The organism is Rhizobium sp. YTU87027 (assembly GCF_050644135.1).
GTDB lineage: Bacteria > Pseudomonadota > Alphaproteobacteria > Rhizobiales > Rhizobiaceae > Rhizobium.
Map to the genome: position 1 here is coordinate 219,962 of NZ_CP098441.1, position 15,016 is coordinate 234,977.

Below are 15,016 nucleotides of genomic sequence, written 5' to 3' on the forward strand. Positions count from 1 at the left end.
TGCGTCCCACCGCCGCTCGCCCCATTTTTGCAAGCTATCAGGAGGTGCGCGGCGGCTGGGCGTCGATCGCGGCCATTGCTTCAGCAAGCGCGGCACGCACGCGTGCACGCTCATCCGAGTCAAGCTGCGCTAGGTCGAGGTGCAGGTCGAGGCCAGCAAAGTGCTCGCTCAGCACGCGCAGGTTCCGGTCGGCACCCAACAATCCGTTGACGGCGTAAGGCACCACCTCGCGGTGAATGCCCTTCATGGTGATTGGCGGCAAGGGCGTTGCATCGACGATGTCCTTCACAAGCGCGTAGGTTTCGTAGCTGATCACGATCTTTCCGCCTTCGGCGATGGATTGCAGCCGCGCGGCCAGATTGGCTTCTGCGCCGATGATCGTGTAGTCCATGCGATCGTTGCTGCCGAAGTTGCCGACGTTGCAATATCCCGAATTGATCCCCATCCGCACGACGAACGGTTCCTCGGTACCGTCAAGGCGCCACTTCTCCTTCAGCTCACCGAGGCGACGCTGCATGTCGACGGCCATCCGCAGGCAGGCCTTCGCGTCGTCAACAGCGCCATTCGTTTCCGGATCGCCGAAAAATACCAGCACGGCGTCGCCGATGAACTTATCGACCGTGCCGCCGTGCTTCAGCGCAATGGCCGACATCTCGGTCAGATATTCGTTCAGCATTTCCGTCAGCGCCTCCGGCTGCAGCCGCTCGGTGGTCGCCGTGAAATCCTTGATATCCGAAAAGAAAATCGTCAGCCGCTTGCGCTCGGTCTGGATAACGACGTCTTTTTGGCCACTGAAGATGCTCTTGTAGACCTGAGGCGACAAATAGCGCGAGATTTTCATGGAAACGCTGGCCAGAAATTCGTTCGCCGATTCCAATTCGCGGTTGACGCCCTCAATCAGGGCCCTCTGGCGCTGCTGGAAGACGATGAAGCCGATGCCAAGTCCCGCCATGCAAAGGAAATACAGCAGCAGGTATTTGAACGCGAAGACATTGCGCGCAAAGGGTTGCCTGATGATCACTTCCTGAATGCCGCGCACATCGCCGACCTTCCAGTCCATCTTCGGGCTTTCCGGATGGGAGTTGTGGCAGGCGACGCATGCCGCGCCCATCACGACGGGAGTCACAAGCCGAAACGTGTTCGTAAAGCCGCTGCGGCTGATTTCTGTCGGCATCTTTTTGGGATCGGCGCGCAGTGCCGCCAGAGCGTTCGTTTCGAAAGTGTCGAGAGGGTGTGGCGCGCGCCGCTTGAACGGCAGGTCTGAGAGGAAGCGATAGGTGATATTGGCCTGCTGCTGCCGGATGACATCGCCGAGTTCGAGCGAAAGCGTCGCCGGGATCGGGATTGCGCCGGGTATATCGGCGTAGTCGTGTGTTACAACCGTGCCGACGTCGCCGCCCGCGGCATGTGCCGCCAGAACGCGCCCGACGACGTTGCTTGCATAGTAGGAACGGATGCTGGTGATCAGCGAACTCAAGTCCTCGGCCTGGCGTTTCACTGTGTTTTGGGAAAGTGCGCTGACATCCATCCAGACCGCGATCGGCAAGCCGGCCAGCAAAGCCATAATCAGGAAACTGATGAAATATCCGGTCTTTCGCGCGGTTCGGCCGCGATCAGCCTGGTAGGTCACTGCAAGCCTCGACGAAAACTGAGTTGGCCAGGCGTCCAGCCGCGTTGCGCAAGCCGGGCCGCGATTCGCCTCGACCGGTCGTCACAGATTTTCTCAAACACTTGGACATGAAGCCCTCTTCGCAGACTACCATGTCCGAAGAAGGAGCATGCGTCGATCGATGCCGTCAACTGCCGCAGCCGGCCAATTTTGGAGTGATTGGGCAACGCTCGGCGGGCCTCTCAGATCTTGCGGAACTCGAGTTCGTAAACGACTTCCTCGCCGGTCGTGGGGTCTACACCGGGCGCGCCGCTGATCACCAGCCTGCTGCCGTCGATGGAGAACGGCCTGATCAGGTCAGTCACGCCCCATGCCGGGTTCCAGCTGGCATCGACATGGTGGATAACGCGGCCGTTATCGAAGGTGTAGGTACCGGAATAGGCGAGCATGCTATCGAAGAGAGCAACTTTTTCGGAATCTGTCGGCATTTTGCCGTTGGAGACCGGCCGTTCGCTGCTGACGACCAATGCCATCATTCTGCCGTCGGGTTGATACGACAAGAAACCGACCGGGTCTGGTCCCATCGCGTCTGAAACGGTGCCGGACGCTACGATCCTGCGTTTCCAAGACACCATGCGCCAGGTTCCGTGTAATGCGGCTGCACTTCCCATTGTGTGGCTCCCACGCGCAGTTGCACGAGCTTGACGATACCATGCAGGCCGTATCGCGAACAGGGTTGCTAGGCCTTCGCGGCAACCTCCGTTGCCGCTTCCCGCAATGTCTGCATCAGGATCGAGAGAGGCAGCGAGGGGATGGCGTCAGTACGCATCGTCAACCCGACCGGCCCTTTCGTCTCGCTCGTGTCGATCGGCAGGACTTCAAGCAAGCCGTCGGCAATGTCGGTGGCGACGACGCCGGTGGAAATGATCCAGATGGCGTTGCTCGAACGTACGAAGGCGCGACCGAAGGAATCCGAAACCGTCTCGATCTGGTTCGGCAGGCTCGCCACGCCGTTGGCAATCAAAAAGCTTTCGACGAACGGACGAATGATCGAGGCGCGTGTGGGCATCAGCACTGTGTATTCGCTGAGGTTCGCAAACAGGGATTGGCGCGACTTGAGGAGCGGATGACCGGCACGAACGGCAAAGACGACCTGTTCCGAATAGAGGTGCTCGAAGGAGAAGCCCGCCATCTTTTCGGCGCCGGCCAGACGCCCGACGACGAGATCGAGATCGCCCACACGCAACTGCTCCAGAAGCACTGCATTTTCGCCCGTCACAATCTTGATACGACTCCAGGTGTTCTCCTTCAAGAAAAGCTCCATCGCCCGCGGCATGATCCGCGTCGATACTGTCGGCAACGCGCCGATGCGGATCGGCGGCGCTTCGCCGAAACGCTCCTGTGAAACCGAATCGAGCCCCTGGCGCAGTGCTGTCAGTGCCGCCCCCGCGTGACGGAGAAAGACGTCGCCATACCGGGTGATCTTGATGCCGCGTCCATCGCGCTCGAAGACGGCCACACCCAGCACGTCTTCCAGTTCGCGGATCGTCTTCGTCACCGCCGGCTGGCTGACATTGAGCAGTTCGGCCGCTTTCATCACGCTTTTCTGGCGGGCGACCTCGACAAATGTCTGCAGATGACGAAACTTGACGCGATTGTCGATCATGGTTTTTCATAACTCCGGAGTTATCGAAATGCCACGAAATATCATTTTACCTAACCAGATTAAACATCCAATTTGAACTTGGGTCTGTGCAGAATCCTTCGTCAAGTCGATTGCGGCTTGCGTCAGGATAGGCGCAGAGAGGAGATTCGCCGTGCAGTTTGCTCGTATCAACGACATCGCGATCCATTATCAGCTGATCGGCGGTCCCGCCGACAAGCCGGTCATTGTCTTTGCCAATTCGCTTGGCACCGATTTCCGCATCTGGCGCGACGTGATTGTGCGACTGGCCGGGGATTACGCGATCGTTGTCTACGACAAGCGTGGCCACGGGCTTTCCGATGTCGGTCAGGTTCCCTATTCGATCGAGGACCATGCCTCCGATCTTGCTGGTCTGCTCGATCTTCTGGCGGTCAAGCAGGCCTTCATCTGTGGGCTTTCGGTGGGCGGGTTGATTGCCCAGGCGCTTTACAAGGCCCGTCCCGACATGGTGCAGGGATTGATCCTTTGCGATACCGCGCACAAGATCGGTACCAATGAAAGCTGGAATGCGCGGATTGCAGCTGTGGCCAGCAAGGGCATCGGCAGCATTGTCGATGGCGTCATGAAGCTGTGGTTCACGCCAGCTTTCCGGCGACCCGAGAATACGGCCTATCACGGCTACAGCAATATGCTTGTTCGTCAGCCGGTGGAAGGCTATCTCGCCACCTGCGAGGCAATCCGGGATGCCGACTACACGGAGGCCGCCGCGAAGATAGGCGTTCCGACGATCTGCATCGTTGGAGATCAGGACGGTTCGACGCCGCCCGACCTGGTAAAGTCGACTGCCAAGCTCATTCCCAACGCCCGCTTCGAGATCATTCGCGACGCAGGCCATATCCCTTGCGTGGAGCAGCCCGAAGCGCTGACGGCAATCATCCGCGCATTCATCGATTTTGCATTGCATGGAGAAAAGAGCCCATGAGTGAACTCCACGAGCCATCGGAGCGCTTTGAGCAAGGGATGGCGACACGTCGAGCCGTGCTGGGCGATGCCCATGTCGATCGTGCCGAAGCAAGTTCGACGCCATTCGACCGGCCGTTTCAGGACCTGATCACGGAAGCTGCCTGGGGCCACGTCTGGTCGCGCCCGACGCTGACGCGCCGCGAGCGCTCGATCGTCACCATCGCGCTGCTTGCTGCACTCGGGCAGGATGACGAGGTGGCGATGCATGTGCGCGCCACCGCCAATACCGGCGCCTCACGGGACGACATCTGCGAGGCACTGCTGCACGTGGCAATTTACGCCGGCGTTCCCGCCGCCAATCACGCCATCAAAATCGCCAAGCACGTTTTCGAACAGATGGACGCCGGCAAGGCGGCCTGAAAGGCATAGGATGTCCGATCTCCCCAACCGCAAGCCCGAAACCGGCGCCTTCTTCGCGCGCGACCGCGCGTGGCACGCGCCTGCCCTCACCCCAGGCTACAAGACCTCGGTGTTGCGCTCGCCGCAGCGCGCCTTACTATCGCTCGACGGGACGATCTCCGAGATCACAGGGCCGGTCTTCGGCCATTCTGTCATCGGCGAGCTCGACAACGACCTGATCCACAACTTCGCCAAGCCAGGCGAAAGTGCCATCGGCGAGCGCATCGTCGTTCATGGCCGCGTGCTCGATGAGCGCGGGCGTCCGGTAGCGGGTGCCCTTGTCGAGTTCTGGCAGGCCAATGCCGGTGGCCGCTACCGCCATAAGAAGGAAACCTATCTCGCCGCGATCGATCCGAATTTCGGCGGCTGCGGGCGCTGCATAACCGACGACGATGGCCAGTATGCGTTTCGTACTGTTCGTCCAGGCGCCTATCCCTGGCCGAACGGCGTCAACGACTGGCGGCCGGCCCATATCCACTTTTCGATCTTCGGTCACGGTTTTGCGCAGCGTCTGATTACCCAGATGTATTTCGAGGGGGACCCAATGATCTGGAAGTGCCCGATCGTCGGCACGATCCCCGACAAGCGGGCCATTGAGCAGTTGATTGCACCGCTCGATTGGGGCAACACGATTCCAATGGATGCGCGCGCCTACAAGTTCGACATCGTGCTGCGCGGTCGCCGCTCGACCATGTTCGAAAACCGCCTGGAGGGGAACTGATGGTACAGGAACTCGGCTACCTGAAGGAAACGCCGTCGCAAACCGCCGGCCCCTATGTCCATATCGGCCTGACGCCGAATTATTGCGATATCGGCGGCGTCTATGAGACCGATCTCGGCTCGGCGATGATCAACGACAAGACTCTCGGCGAGCGCATCACCGTTACCGGCCGCGTTCTTGATGGTGCCGGCACGCTTGTGCGCGATGCCGTCGTCGAAATCTGGCAGGCCGACAGCGCCGGCCTCTATAACAGCCCATCCGAAATGCGTGGCACGGCAGATCCGAACTTTGCCGGCTGGGGCCGCTGCCCGACGAGGGCCGAAGACGGCGTTTTCAGCTTCGACACCGTCAAGCCGGGTCGCGTTCCATTCAAGGACGGCCGCAAGATGGCGCCGCATATCACCTTCTGGATTGTCGCCCGCGGCATCAACATCGGCCTGCATACACGCATGTATTTTCCGGAGGAGGTCGAGGCCAACAAGGCCGACCCGCTACTTCTGCGCATCGAGCACCGGGAGCGCGTCGACACGATGATTGCGGTTCGTGAGGGTTCGACCTACACCTTCGACATTAGGCTGCAAGGCGACAGGGAGACCGTGTTCCTGGATATTTGACCGCGGAAAGTGCGGGGACCTTGCAACGCGACGATTCCGGGCGCAGTTATCGGTTCCTGCCAGAAAGACACCGATGACAATCTCAGCCTTCGATCACCCCTTTCTCTCCGGCCTGGTCGGCGACGACGAAACGGCACCGTATTTCTCCCCGGAGGCAGATATTCGCGCCATGCTCGGCTTTGAAGCAGCGCTCGCGCGAGCCGAGGCCATCCATGGTGTGATTTCGCACGAGGCCGCACGCCATATCGGCACCGTTTGCGCGACGTTCGAGCCGGATCGTGCGCAACTGAGGGCCGGTACGGCTCGCGACGGAGTTGTCGTTGCCGATCTCGTCAAACAGCTTCGCAAGGCAGTCGGAAGTCCGTATTCCGATTGCGTTCACCTCGGCGCCACGAGCCAGGATGTCATCGACACCAGTCTGATGGTCCGGCTCAAGGCAATCGCGTTCCTGTTTTCAAATCGGCTCTCGCAGCTTGCCAAGGCCTTCGACAATCTCGACGCGCAGTTTGGAAAGAATGTCCTGATGGGACGCACCCGCATGCAGGCAGCGATTGCGATCAGCGTGTCGGATCGTCTTCGTGCCTGGCAGGCACCACTTGGCGGCTATCGCGACCGGCTGACCGAACAGCGGTTCCCCGTGCAGTTCGGCGGGGCGGCTGGCACGCTCGACAAGCTTCAGGACCAGGCGCCGGCCATTCGCGCTGCCCTTGCCCAGGAACTCGGGCTTTCCGACACGCCGCAATGGCAAAGCCAACGCGGCATGGTCGCAGATTTCGCCAATCTGCTTTCTCTGATCAGTGGCAGCCTCGGCAAGGTCGGTCAGGATATCGCGCTTCTGGCACAGGCAGGCGACGAGATCGCGCTTGCTGGCGGCGGCGGTTCTTCCGCCATGGCGCACAAGCAAAATCCGGTCGCCGCTGAAACACTGGTTGCCCTTGCGCGCTTCAATGCAACCCAGCTTTCGGGTTGCCATCAGGCGCTGGTACATGAACAGGAGCGATCGGGCGCCGCCTGGACGCTTGAATGGCTTATTCTCCCGCAAATGGTTGTGGCAACTGCCGCTTCGCTTCGTCTGGCGCTTGAACTGGCCGGCAACATCAAGCGAATTGGACAGCGCAACTCATAACCCCACATGTATGATTTTCGCCTTTTATTTCATTTTACATTACCATTTTGAATGAGACACTATCGCCGGGATTTTAGCTCTGGGCTAATCCGGCGTAGGAGTGCGCCGTAGTCAATGGGAGGTTTTATGAAACGGTTTGTCCTGGCCGCCGTTGCGGCAGTCGTCATGAGCACGGCGGCCTATGCCGATACCATCAAGGTTGGCGTCGTCGGGCCGTTCTCGGGTCCGTTTGCCCTGCAGGGCAAGAATTTCAAGGCCGGCATCGACGCCTACATGGCGATCCATGGCGACAAGGTCGGCGACAACACCGTTGAAGTGATCTATCGCGATCTGCCGGCCGCCGATCCTGCGCAGTCCAAGGCACTGGCGCAGGAACTGGTCGTCAAGGAAAAGGTCCAGTACCTGGCTGGCTTTTATTTCACGCCTGACGCCATGGCCGTGACGCCGATCCTGAAGCAGGCAAATACGCCACTCGTCATCATGAACGCTGCCACATCGGCGATCGTAACGAAGAGCCCGCTCGTGGTGCGCACATCGTTCACGACCTGGCAGACCTCGACGCCGATAGCCAAGGTTGCGCACGATGCCGGCGTCAGCAAGGTGATTTCGGTTGTCAGCGATTATGGTCCGGGCGTCGACGCGGAAAATGCCTTCAAGGCAGCCTTCGAGAAGCAAGGCGGCCAGGTCGTCGAGGCAATCCGCATGCCGCTGTCGACAAACGATTTCAGCCCGATCATGCAGCGCATCAGGGATTCCGGCGCACAGGGCGTTTTTGCCTTCCTGCCTTCCGGTCCGACCACGCTTGGTTTCGTCAAGGCCTACAACGAAAACGGTCTCAAGGCTGCCGGCATCAAGTTCTTCGCGCCGGGCGACCTGACACAGGAATCAGACCTTCCCGCACTGGGCGATGCAGCGCTCGGCATAAAGACGAGCTTCCATTATGCGGTCTCGCATGACTCGCCTGAAAACAAGGCGTTCGTCGAAGCTGCGGCCAAGGCAATCGGCAACAAGGCAGAGCTGTCTTTCCCGGCCGTCGGCGCCTATGACGGCATGCATGTCATCTACAAGATGATCGAAGCAACCGGCGGCAAGCAGGACGCGGCCAAGGCCGTCGACGCCGTCAAGGGTTTGACCTGGGTCAGCCCGCGCGGTCCGGTCTCGATCGATCCGGAAAGCCGCCACATCACGCAGAACATCTACCTGCGTGAAGTTACCAAGGCCGATGACGGCACCTATTACAACAAGGAAGTCCAGACCTTCGAGAAGCAGGGCGACCCTGGCCTTGCGGCTGCGAAGTAACGGCCTCTGATATCTGCAGCGGACCGGAAAATGCTTGTAGCGCCGAGCGCGCTGCAAGCACCGCAATGCCAGGCCCGCTCCAACAGCATCGGGATAGCCTCATGCAAACAGTCTTCAGCATAGCCGTCGATGCGCTTGCCTATGGCATGGTGCTGTTCGTCATCTCGATCGGGCTGTCGGTGACAATGGGATTGATGCGCGTCGTCAATCTCGCACACGGCGCCTTTGCGATGATCGGCGGCTACATTGCGTCCTATGCGGCACGCGATCTCGGGCTCGGCTACGGGGTTGCGGTGATCGCCGCGGTCATTGGAACGGTCATCATGGCGATTCCGATCGAACGTTTTCTCTATAGACGCATCTACGGAGCGCCGGAGCTGACGCAGGTGCTGATGACGATTGGCATCACCTTCTGCATTATCGGCATTGCCAATTACGTTTTCGGTCCGACGCTGAAGACAATCCCCCTGCCGCAAGACCTTCAGGGGTCCGCTGACCTCGGTTTCCGCACGATCCCCGTCCATCGCCTCTTTGCCATCCTGTGTGGTCTTGCCGTTGCCGGTGGCCTTTGGTACGCGATCGAAAGGACAAGCTTCGGCGTCAAGCTGCGCGCCTCGGTCGACAATGCCGCCATGGCGGCAGCGCTCGGCGTACACACTGAAGTCATCTATGCACTGAGCTTTGCCGTAGCGGTCGGGCTTGCTGCCTTTGGCGGCGTTGTCGGCGCGGAGATGCTGCCCGTCGAACCCTACTATGCGCTTCGATATATGGTGACCTTCCTCGTGGTGGTTTCGGTCGGCGGCGCTGGGTCCATCCCGGGAGCCCTGGTGGCCTGCCTCCTGCTTGGTGGCATTGACACCACCGGACGCTACCTGATGCCGGAGTTCGGCGAATTCTTCTTCTATCTCGCGGTCATTGCCATCATCTGCATCTTCCCGCGCGGCCTTGCGGGAAGGACGAAATAGAATGGCTGTCGTCATGAATACCGAAGCAGCAATTTCCACCTCCGCCCGCCCGCGCCGCTCAATAGGGCGTGATGTGGCCGGCGTCACCGCCATAATAGTCGTTGCCACAATCGGCTACGTGTTGTTTCCGGACAATCTTGCGCTGCTCACGCGCATCGTTGCGGTCGCCTTGCTTGTCCTGTCGCTCGATCTCGTCACCGGCTATTGTGGTGTTGCAACACTCGGCCATGCGGCCCTGTTCGGATCGGGTGCCTATGCCGCCGGCATCATCTCGGCCCACTACGGCATCAACGATCCGCTGCTGATGACGCTTGCAGGCATTGTCGGCGGGGCGGTCGCTGGATTGGTCAGTGGTGCCGTTATCTTGCGTGGCCATGGCCTGCCGCAGCTCGTCCTGTCGATCGCGCTGATCAATCTCTTCCACGAGTTCGCCAACAAGGCGTCCAGCTGGACCGGCGGCAGCGATGGCCTCTCGGGCATCTCGGCCGATCCGATCTTCGGCTACTTCGAATTCGATCTCTATGGCCATACCGCCTATGTCTTCGCGATTATGCTGTTGCTGATCGTCTTCATCATCCTGCGGCTGCTGGTGCGCTCGCCCTTCGGCATGCTGTGTCGCGGCATCAAGGAGGATCCGGTGCGTATCCGCGCGATGGGCGCCTCGCCAAAGGCCGCACTGATGAAGATGTACGTGATCTCGGGTGCGGTTGCCGGCGTCGGTGGGGCGCTTAACGCCATCACCACACAGGTCGTCGGCCTCGACAGTCTGTCGTTCACGCTGTCAGCCGAATCGCTGGTGATGCTCGTCCTTGGGGGTACAGGCTCGCTGTTCGGCGCGCTCTCCGGCACTGTCATCTTCATGCTGTTTGAGGACTATGTCTCGGCGGCAAACCCGTTCCACTGGCTGACCATGGTCGGCGCGCTGCTGATCGCTGTCGTCCTGTTTGCGCCGAAGGGACTCTACGGCTCCGCTGCATCTTTCCTGAACCGCAAGAGGGAGGCTGGACAATGAGCGCCGTCTTCGAAGTTATCAACCTCAGGAAATCCTTCGGCGGCCTTGCCGTTACAAATGACGTCTCACTGTCGATGGCGCCAGGCGACCGCGTGGCGCTGATCGGACCGAACGGTGCGGGCAAGACGACATTCGTCAATCTGGTGACTGGCAACTTGCAGCCCGATTCCGGCGATGTCCGCCTTGCGGGCGAGGCTGTCACAAAGGTTGGGGCCAACGGCCGCGTCAAGCGCGGCCTGGTTCGGTCTTTCCAGGTTACCCGGCTCTTCCTCGAGATGACGCCGGCCGAGCATGTGGCCCTTGCCATCCTCCAGCGTCAGGGACGCACGGGTCGCATGTTCGGAAATTTTCTTGCCATGCCCGCCGTCATGGATGAGGTCAGCGATCTGCTGGCCACGCTGGGGATAGCCCACCTCATGCATCGCAGGGTGAACGAGATTGCCTACGGCCAGCAGCGTCTCCTGGAGATCGCCGTTGCCATGGCACTGCGGCCGAAGGTCCTCTTGCTTGATGAACCTGCCGCCGGTGTTCCCCAGAGCGATACCGGCCGTATCGAGCAGGCGCTTGCCGACCTGCCCGCCGATCTCGCCGTTCTGATGATCGAGCACGACATGGATCTTGTGTTCCGTTTCGCCAAGCGCGTCGTCGTTCTCGCCGCGGGCGCGATCATCTTCGATGGCTCGCCCGCCGACGTCACCAAGGATGCCCGCGTTCGCGAGGCCTATCTCGGGAGCTATGCCAATGCCAGCCACGCCGCTTGAGGTCGAAAACCTGTCCGCCGGCTACGGGCCGACACGCGTTCTCGAAGGCATTTCGTTCTCCGTTCCTGCCGGCGCACGCCTTGCCGTTCTCGGCCGCAACGGCATGGGCAAGACCACATTGCTTGCGACACTCGCCGGACAGACCAGACGCTATGGCGGCGCGATCCGCATTGGTGCCGCCGATGTGACGGCAATGCCGAGTGCAGCGCGCGCGCACAAGGGATTGGGGTATGTGCCGCAGGCGCGGTGTGTCTTTCCGACGCTGACCGTCGAGGAGAACCTTTTCGTCGGCCTGAAGGATCGGCCAAGGAGCGCGCTCGAGGAAGCCTACGGGATGTTTCCGCGGCTGAAGGAGCGACGCCGCAACCTCGGAAACCAACTCTCTGGCGGCGAACAACAGATGCTGTCGACCGCGCGTACGATCCTTGGCCGCCCGTCGGTGCTTCTCCTTGACGAACCCCTCGAGGGATTGGCGCCGGTTATCTGCGAGGAACTGATGGCCGCCTTTGCCGAACTTGCAAAGACCGGTGACATGACCATTCTCCTTGTCGAGCAGCGCATCCAGAGCGCCCTGGATTTTGCCGACCAGGTCATCGTGCTCGAGCGCGGGCGTCTTGCATGGGCGGGTACGCCGAAGGCGTTGTCAGACGATCACGACGCGATAGAGCGTCTGCTCGGCGTCGGAGGACTTCACTAACCCCGGGCAATGCGATCATTGCGCATGCCGATACAACTCAAGTATCCTCATACTATTGGCGAAGGAGGCGACAATTGTATTTGAAGGGCCGAGCAACCATCTAATAGACAGAAAATGCGGAACGTGCCGCTACTGTCCTGCCGGAGCGTCATGGTCCGTTTACCGAAAACAAACCATAGGCAGTTGCTTTCCGAAGCAAAAATCGATTGCTTAGGAAAATCTACCGGTTGAACTGATAGCCGGTAGAACGATACCAACGATACGGGGTCGCCCATGGAATTCCACGCTTCGCTTGCTAATCATTATATGATTACGATAGCGTTGTGGGGTTGACCCAATTTGAAGACGCGATGAGTAAAGATCTGTTTCAGGTAAAGTTTTGGGGCGTTCGCGGCAGCATCCCGGTCTCGGGCCCCGAATTCGATCGCTATGGCGGCAACACCTCGTGCATCGAAATCCGCTGCGGTGAACACCGGATGGTCTTCGACGCCGGATCAGGCGTACGCGAAGCCGGGCTTGCCATGCTCAGCGAAGACGTCAGGGACGTCGATCTGTTCTTCAGCCACTGTCACTACGACCACATCATCGGCCTGCCCTTCTTCAAGGCGATCTATTATCCCACCATTGACCTGACGATCTGGTCCGGGCATCTCGACGGCAAGATGAGCACGCGCGAGATGATCGAGCAGTTCATCAGCCCGCCGTGGTTCCCCGTCAAGACCGACATCTGCCAGGCGACGATGAGTTTCCGTGACTTTCACGCGGGCCAGACGCTCGAGCCGCGGCCCGGGATCAAGATCAAGACCTTCATGCTGAACCATCCAGGCGGCGCGATCGGCTACCGTATTGAATGGAAGGGACGCTCGGTGGCCCTGATCTACGATATAGAGCATACCCCCGGCGTCTACGATCCGGTTGCGCTCGAAATGATGAAGGACGTTGATCTCGCTGTCTACGACTGCACCTATAACGAAGACGAGATGCAGCGTTTCAAGGGCTTCGGCCACTCCACCTGGCAGCATGGCGTCGAACTCGCGAAGATGGCCGGCACCAAGCAGTTTGCCCTGTTCCACCATGCGCCGTCGCGAACGGATACACAGCTCGAGCAGATGGAGCAGGAGGCCCAGGCGGCATTCCCAGGAGCGTTTGCCGCAAGGGATAATCAGGTTCTGGAAATCTAGCGCAGTAGATCTCGCGCCGACATCCACACGGCGCCCGGATGATGCCTCGTTTCCTCGAAGAGACGGGTGAGGAATTCCCACTCCGGCGCGCCATGCACCAGATGGTGGGTGAGTATGCCGACAGCCTCATCATCCCCGCCAAAGCGTGACTGCAGCTCGGCCACCAATTCTGCTACCAGATCCGCATGCGCACGGTCCCCACGCTGTCCGCGGGCATTGACGACATCGACATGCGTATTCAGCAGACGGATCGGGCTGCCGGCCTTGGCCCTGCCGAATATCGACAATACATCGAAACTCTGCGCGCCAAGCTGCGGGACCAGCTCTTCGCTTATCCTGTTCCAAGGCGGTACAAGCATCGGGACAAGCATTGGGCCGTAAAGGCCTTCAAGAGTGACGAAGCCATCGCGCAACTCGGCAAGCACGACTTGTGCCGGCCGATGACGACCGAGCTCCTGTTTCTTCTCTTCCGGGCCGGCATGGTTTGCGTGCGACCAGCCGTGAACGGCGACAAGAACGTGATTTTCCCGGGACAGTCGTGTTGCTAGCGCCTCGCCGGTAGAGGCCGGGATGACCGCAATGGTCAGCGGGACAGAAGACTGACGCGTGATCCTGAGCAGGCTCTCGAGTGCTTCGGTCGGCTCGATCGCGTCGTCGTCCCGCAACCAGAGGCGTGCCTGTCGACCCGCCAACCGCCAGCGGTCCAGTTCCTGCACGAGGGGTGCCCAGATTTCATCGTCGGTCATGCTTTTCGTCTCACATAGGTTTGCAGGATGGCATCGAGCGCTTTCGCCGCGACCTTGAGCGATCGTTGATCCAGTACGAAGTGACGGGCGTTCGCGCCCATCGTCGAGCGCCTGGCGGGATCATCAAGCAAAGCCGCGACTGCGGCTGCGAACGTCGGTACATCGCCCGACGGTACCAGGTGGCCGGTAACCTGGTCGATAACGACCTCGGGAACGCCTGCAGTCTTCAAGGCGATCACCGGCAGTCCCGCCGCCTGTGCCTCCAGATAAGCAAGCCCGTAGGCCTCCCCGCAACCGGGCCACACATAGATGCCGGAGCGGCCTAGCTCATGGGCGATTTCTCCGGCGTTGAGCTCTCCGAGCCATTCGATGCGATGCGCCTCAACGGTGCCAAACAACCGCTCCACGTCAGCCCGCATTGGTCCATCCCCGGCAATTGCCAGAGTCCACGGATGATCGCCAATGAGCCGGAGTGCCTCTGCGAGCATCGCGTAGCTCTGCATCTTGTCGCCGCTGCGCATCATCGCGACGGTGATCAGGCGCTGCGGCTTTGCTTGAGGCAGGGCGGTCTCGAAAAGGGCCGTATCGATGAAGGGCTTCAGGTTGGCGAATGAACCTGTGGGCAGGGCTTGTGCAAGCCCCGCCCGGTCACGCGCGGTGAAAACGATGTTGACGGCTGCCTGGCGGAGGCCATCCACGACCAGTCTTTGTTGCTCGCCCCATTCCGTCGCCTCTCTTTTCGCGGAATAGGATGCCTCGGCTGTGACGTATGGAATTGCGAATTCCCGGCAGAGTGCCGGTCCGAAAATGTCAGGCGATTTGTAGTAGGGATGATAACAGAACCAGAGATCGGGCCGCGGCTTGCTCGACCAGTCGTCCCGCAGGCGCGTCAACTCTCTTTCCGCGACAAAGCGCCGGGCGCTCGCCTCTTCCGGGGTCGCCGCAAAACTGCGAAATTCCGAGACTATTTCGACCGAATGTCCGGCAAGCTCGAGAGCTCGCATGAGCAGACGTGCCATCAGCCGGTCACCCGACGGCACGGGGTGGTTCGGCGATTTCAACGGTGCGTAGAACGCAACCCGCATTGTGGCACCTCCACGGACACACACTGTTTACAATCGATGTCTGGGCTTGCCACGAGAAATTCCGCTATTGTCGGCTTCCTTCAGTTCTGCTGATAAACATGTGAAAGGCGATCGCAATCGGAGTGGCGGCAAT

16 protein-coding genes are annotated in these 15,016 nt (G+C 60.2%); 11 read left to right on the forward strand and 5 right to left on the reverse strand.

Annotated features, from left to right (window positions below; translation table 11 throughout):
* Positions 1–37 precede the first annotated feature (37 nt).
* The 3 genes from NBG89_RS19900 to pcaQ all read right to left on the reverse strand — a co-directional run bounded on the left by NBG89_RS19900 (position 38) and on the right by pcaQ (position 3,275).
* On the reverse strand, positions 38–1,564 hold the full coding sequence (locus NBG89_RS19900) for an adenylate/guanylate cyclase domain-containing protein (protein ID WP_431324585.1): 1,527 nt from the start codon (positions 1,562–1,564) through the stop codon (positions 38–40).
* Positions 1,565–1,851: 287 nt separating this feature from the next.
* Positions 1,852–2,280, reverse strand: coding sequence for a lipocalin-like domain-containing protein (locus tag NBG89_RS19905; RefSeq protein WP_431323860.1), 429 nt, complete (start codon positions 2,278–2,280; stop codon positions 1,852–1,854).
* A 68-nt stretch (positions 2,281–2,348) separates the two neighbouring features.
* Positions 2,349–3,275, reverse strand: coding sequence for a pca operon transcription factor PcaQ (pcaQ, locus tag NBG89_RS19910; protein ID WP_431323861.1), 927 nt, complete (start codon positions 3,273–3,275; stop codon positions 2,349–2,351).
* 151 nt (positions 3,276–3,426) lie between these two features.
* On the opposite strand from pcaQ, the gene pcaD reads away from it, so the two are divergent.
* The 11 genes from pcaD to NBG89_RS19965 all read left to right on the forward strand — a co-directional run bounded on the left by pcaD (position 3,427) and on the right by NBG89_RS19965 (position 13,052).
* Positions 3,427–4,236, forward strand: a complete 810-nt coding sequence (gene pcaD / locus NBG89_RS19915; RefSeq protein ID WP_431323862.1) for a 3-oxoadipate enol-lactonase — start codon at positions 3,427–3,429, stop codon at positions 4,234–4,236.
* The gene (pcaC, locus tag NBG89_RS19920) at positions 4,233–4,637 is read left to right on the forward strand and encodes a 4-carboxymuconolactone decarboxylase (RefSeq protein ID WP_088705323.1); all 405 of its coding nucleotides are present in this window, start codon (positions 4,233–4,235) and stop codon (positions 4,635–4,637) included. Before pcaD ends, pcaC begins: the two co-directional genes overlap by 4 nt.
* A 10-nt stretch (positions 4,638–4,647) precedes the next feature.
* Positions 4,648–5,397 carry a protocatechuate 3,4-dioxygenase subunit beta gene (gene pcaH, locus NBG89_RS19925; RefSeq protein ID WP_431323863.1) on the forward strand — a complete coding sequence of 250 codons (750 nt, stop codon included), beginning with the start codon at positions 4,648–4,650 and terminating at the stop codon, positions 5,395–5,397.
* Complete coding sequence (gene pcaG, locus NBG89_RS19930) at positions 5,397–6,011, forward strand: protocatechuate 3,4-dioxygenase subunit alpha (RefSeq protein WP_431323864.1); 615 nt, start codon at positions 5,397–5,399, stop codon at positions 6,009–6,011. Before pcaH ends, pcaG begins: the two co-directional genes overlap by 1 nt.
* A 73-nt stretch (positions 6,012–6,084) precedes the next feature.
* Positions 6,085–7,137, forward strand: a complete 1,053-nt coding sequence (locus NBG89_RS19935) for a 3-carboxy-cis,cis-muconate cycloisomerase (protein WP_431323865.1) — start codon at positions 6,085–6,087, stop codon at positions 7,135–7,137.
* A gap of 126 nt (positions 7,138–7,263) precedes the next feature.
* A complete protein-coding gene (locus tag NBG89_RS19940) occupies positions 7,264–8,436 on the forward strand; it encodes an ABC transporter substrate-binding protein (RefSeq protein WP_431323866.1) in 1,173 nt (390 codons plus the stop codon).
* A gap of 101 nt (positions 8,437–8,537) precedes the next feature.
* Positions 8,538–9,401, forward strand: coding sequence for a branched-chain amino acid ABC transporter permease (locus tag NBG89_RS19945; protein ID WP_431323867.1), 864 nt, complete (start codon positions 8,538–8,540; stop codon positions 9,399–9,401).
* Position 9,402: 1 nt separating this feature from the next.
* A complete protein-coding gene (locus tag NBG89_RS19950) occupies positions 9,403–10,413 on the forward strand; it encodes a branched-chain amino acid ABC transporter permease (protein WP_431323868.1) in 1,011 nt (336 codons plus the stop codon).
* On the forward strand, positions 10,410–11,174 hold the full coding sequence (locus NBG89_RS19955; protein WP_431323869.1) for an ABC transporter ATP-binding protein: 765 nt from the start codon (positions 10,410–10,412) through the stop codon (positions 11,172–11,174). The genes NBG89_RS19950 and NBG89_RS19955 overlap by 4 nt, the downstream gene beginning before the upstream one ends.
* Complete coding sequence (locus NBG89_RS19960; protein WP_431323870.1) at positions 11,155–11,871, forward strand: ABC transporter ATP-binding protein; 717 nt, start codon at positions 11,155–11,157, stop codon at positions 11,869–11,871. The genes NBG89_RS19955 and NBG89_RS19960 overlap by 20 nt, the downstream gene beginning before the upstream one ends.
* Positions 11,872–12,221: 350 nt before the next feature.
* The gene (locus NBG89_RS19965) at positions 12,222–13,052 is read left to right on the forward strand and encodes an MBL fold metallo-hydrolase (RefSeq protein ID WP_431323871.1); all 831 of its coding nucleotides are present in this window, start codon (positions 12,222–12,224) and stop codon (positions 13,050–13,052) included.
* On the opposite strand, the gene NBG89_RS19970 is transcribed toward NBG89_RS19965, so the two are convergent.
* Both NBG89_RS19970 and NBG89_RS19975 read right to left on the reverse strand, forming a co-directional pair.
* Entirely contained in the window at positions 13,049–13,798 is a 750-nt protein-coding gene (locus NBG89_RS19970; protein ID WP_431323872.1) for a polysaccharide deacetylase family protein, read from the reverse strand. The genes NBG89_RS19965 and NBG89_RS19970 overlap by 4 nt on opposite strands.
* Positions 13,795–14,883 (reverse strand): glycosyltransferase family 4 protein, encoded by a 1,089-nt coding sequence (locus NBG89_RS19975; protein WP_431323873.1) that lies wholly within the window; start codon positions 14,881–14,883, stop codon positions 13,795–13,797. The genes NBG89_RS19970 and NBG89_RS19975 overlap by 4 nt, the downstream gene beginning before the upstream one ends.
* Between the last annotated feature and the right edge of the window lie 133 nt (positions 14,884–15,016).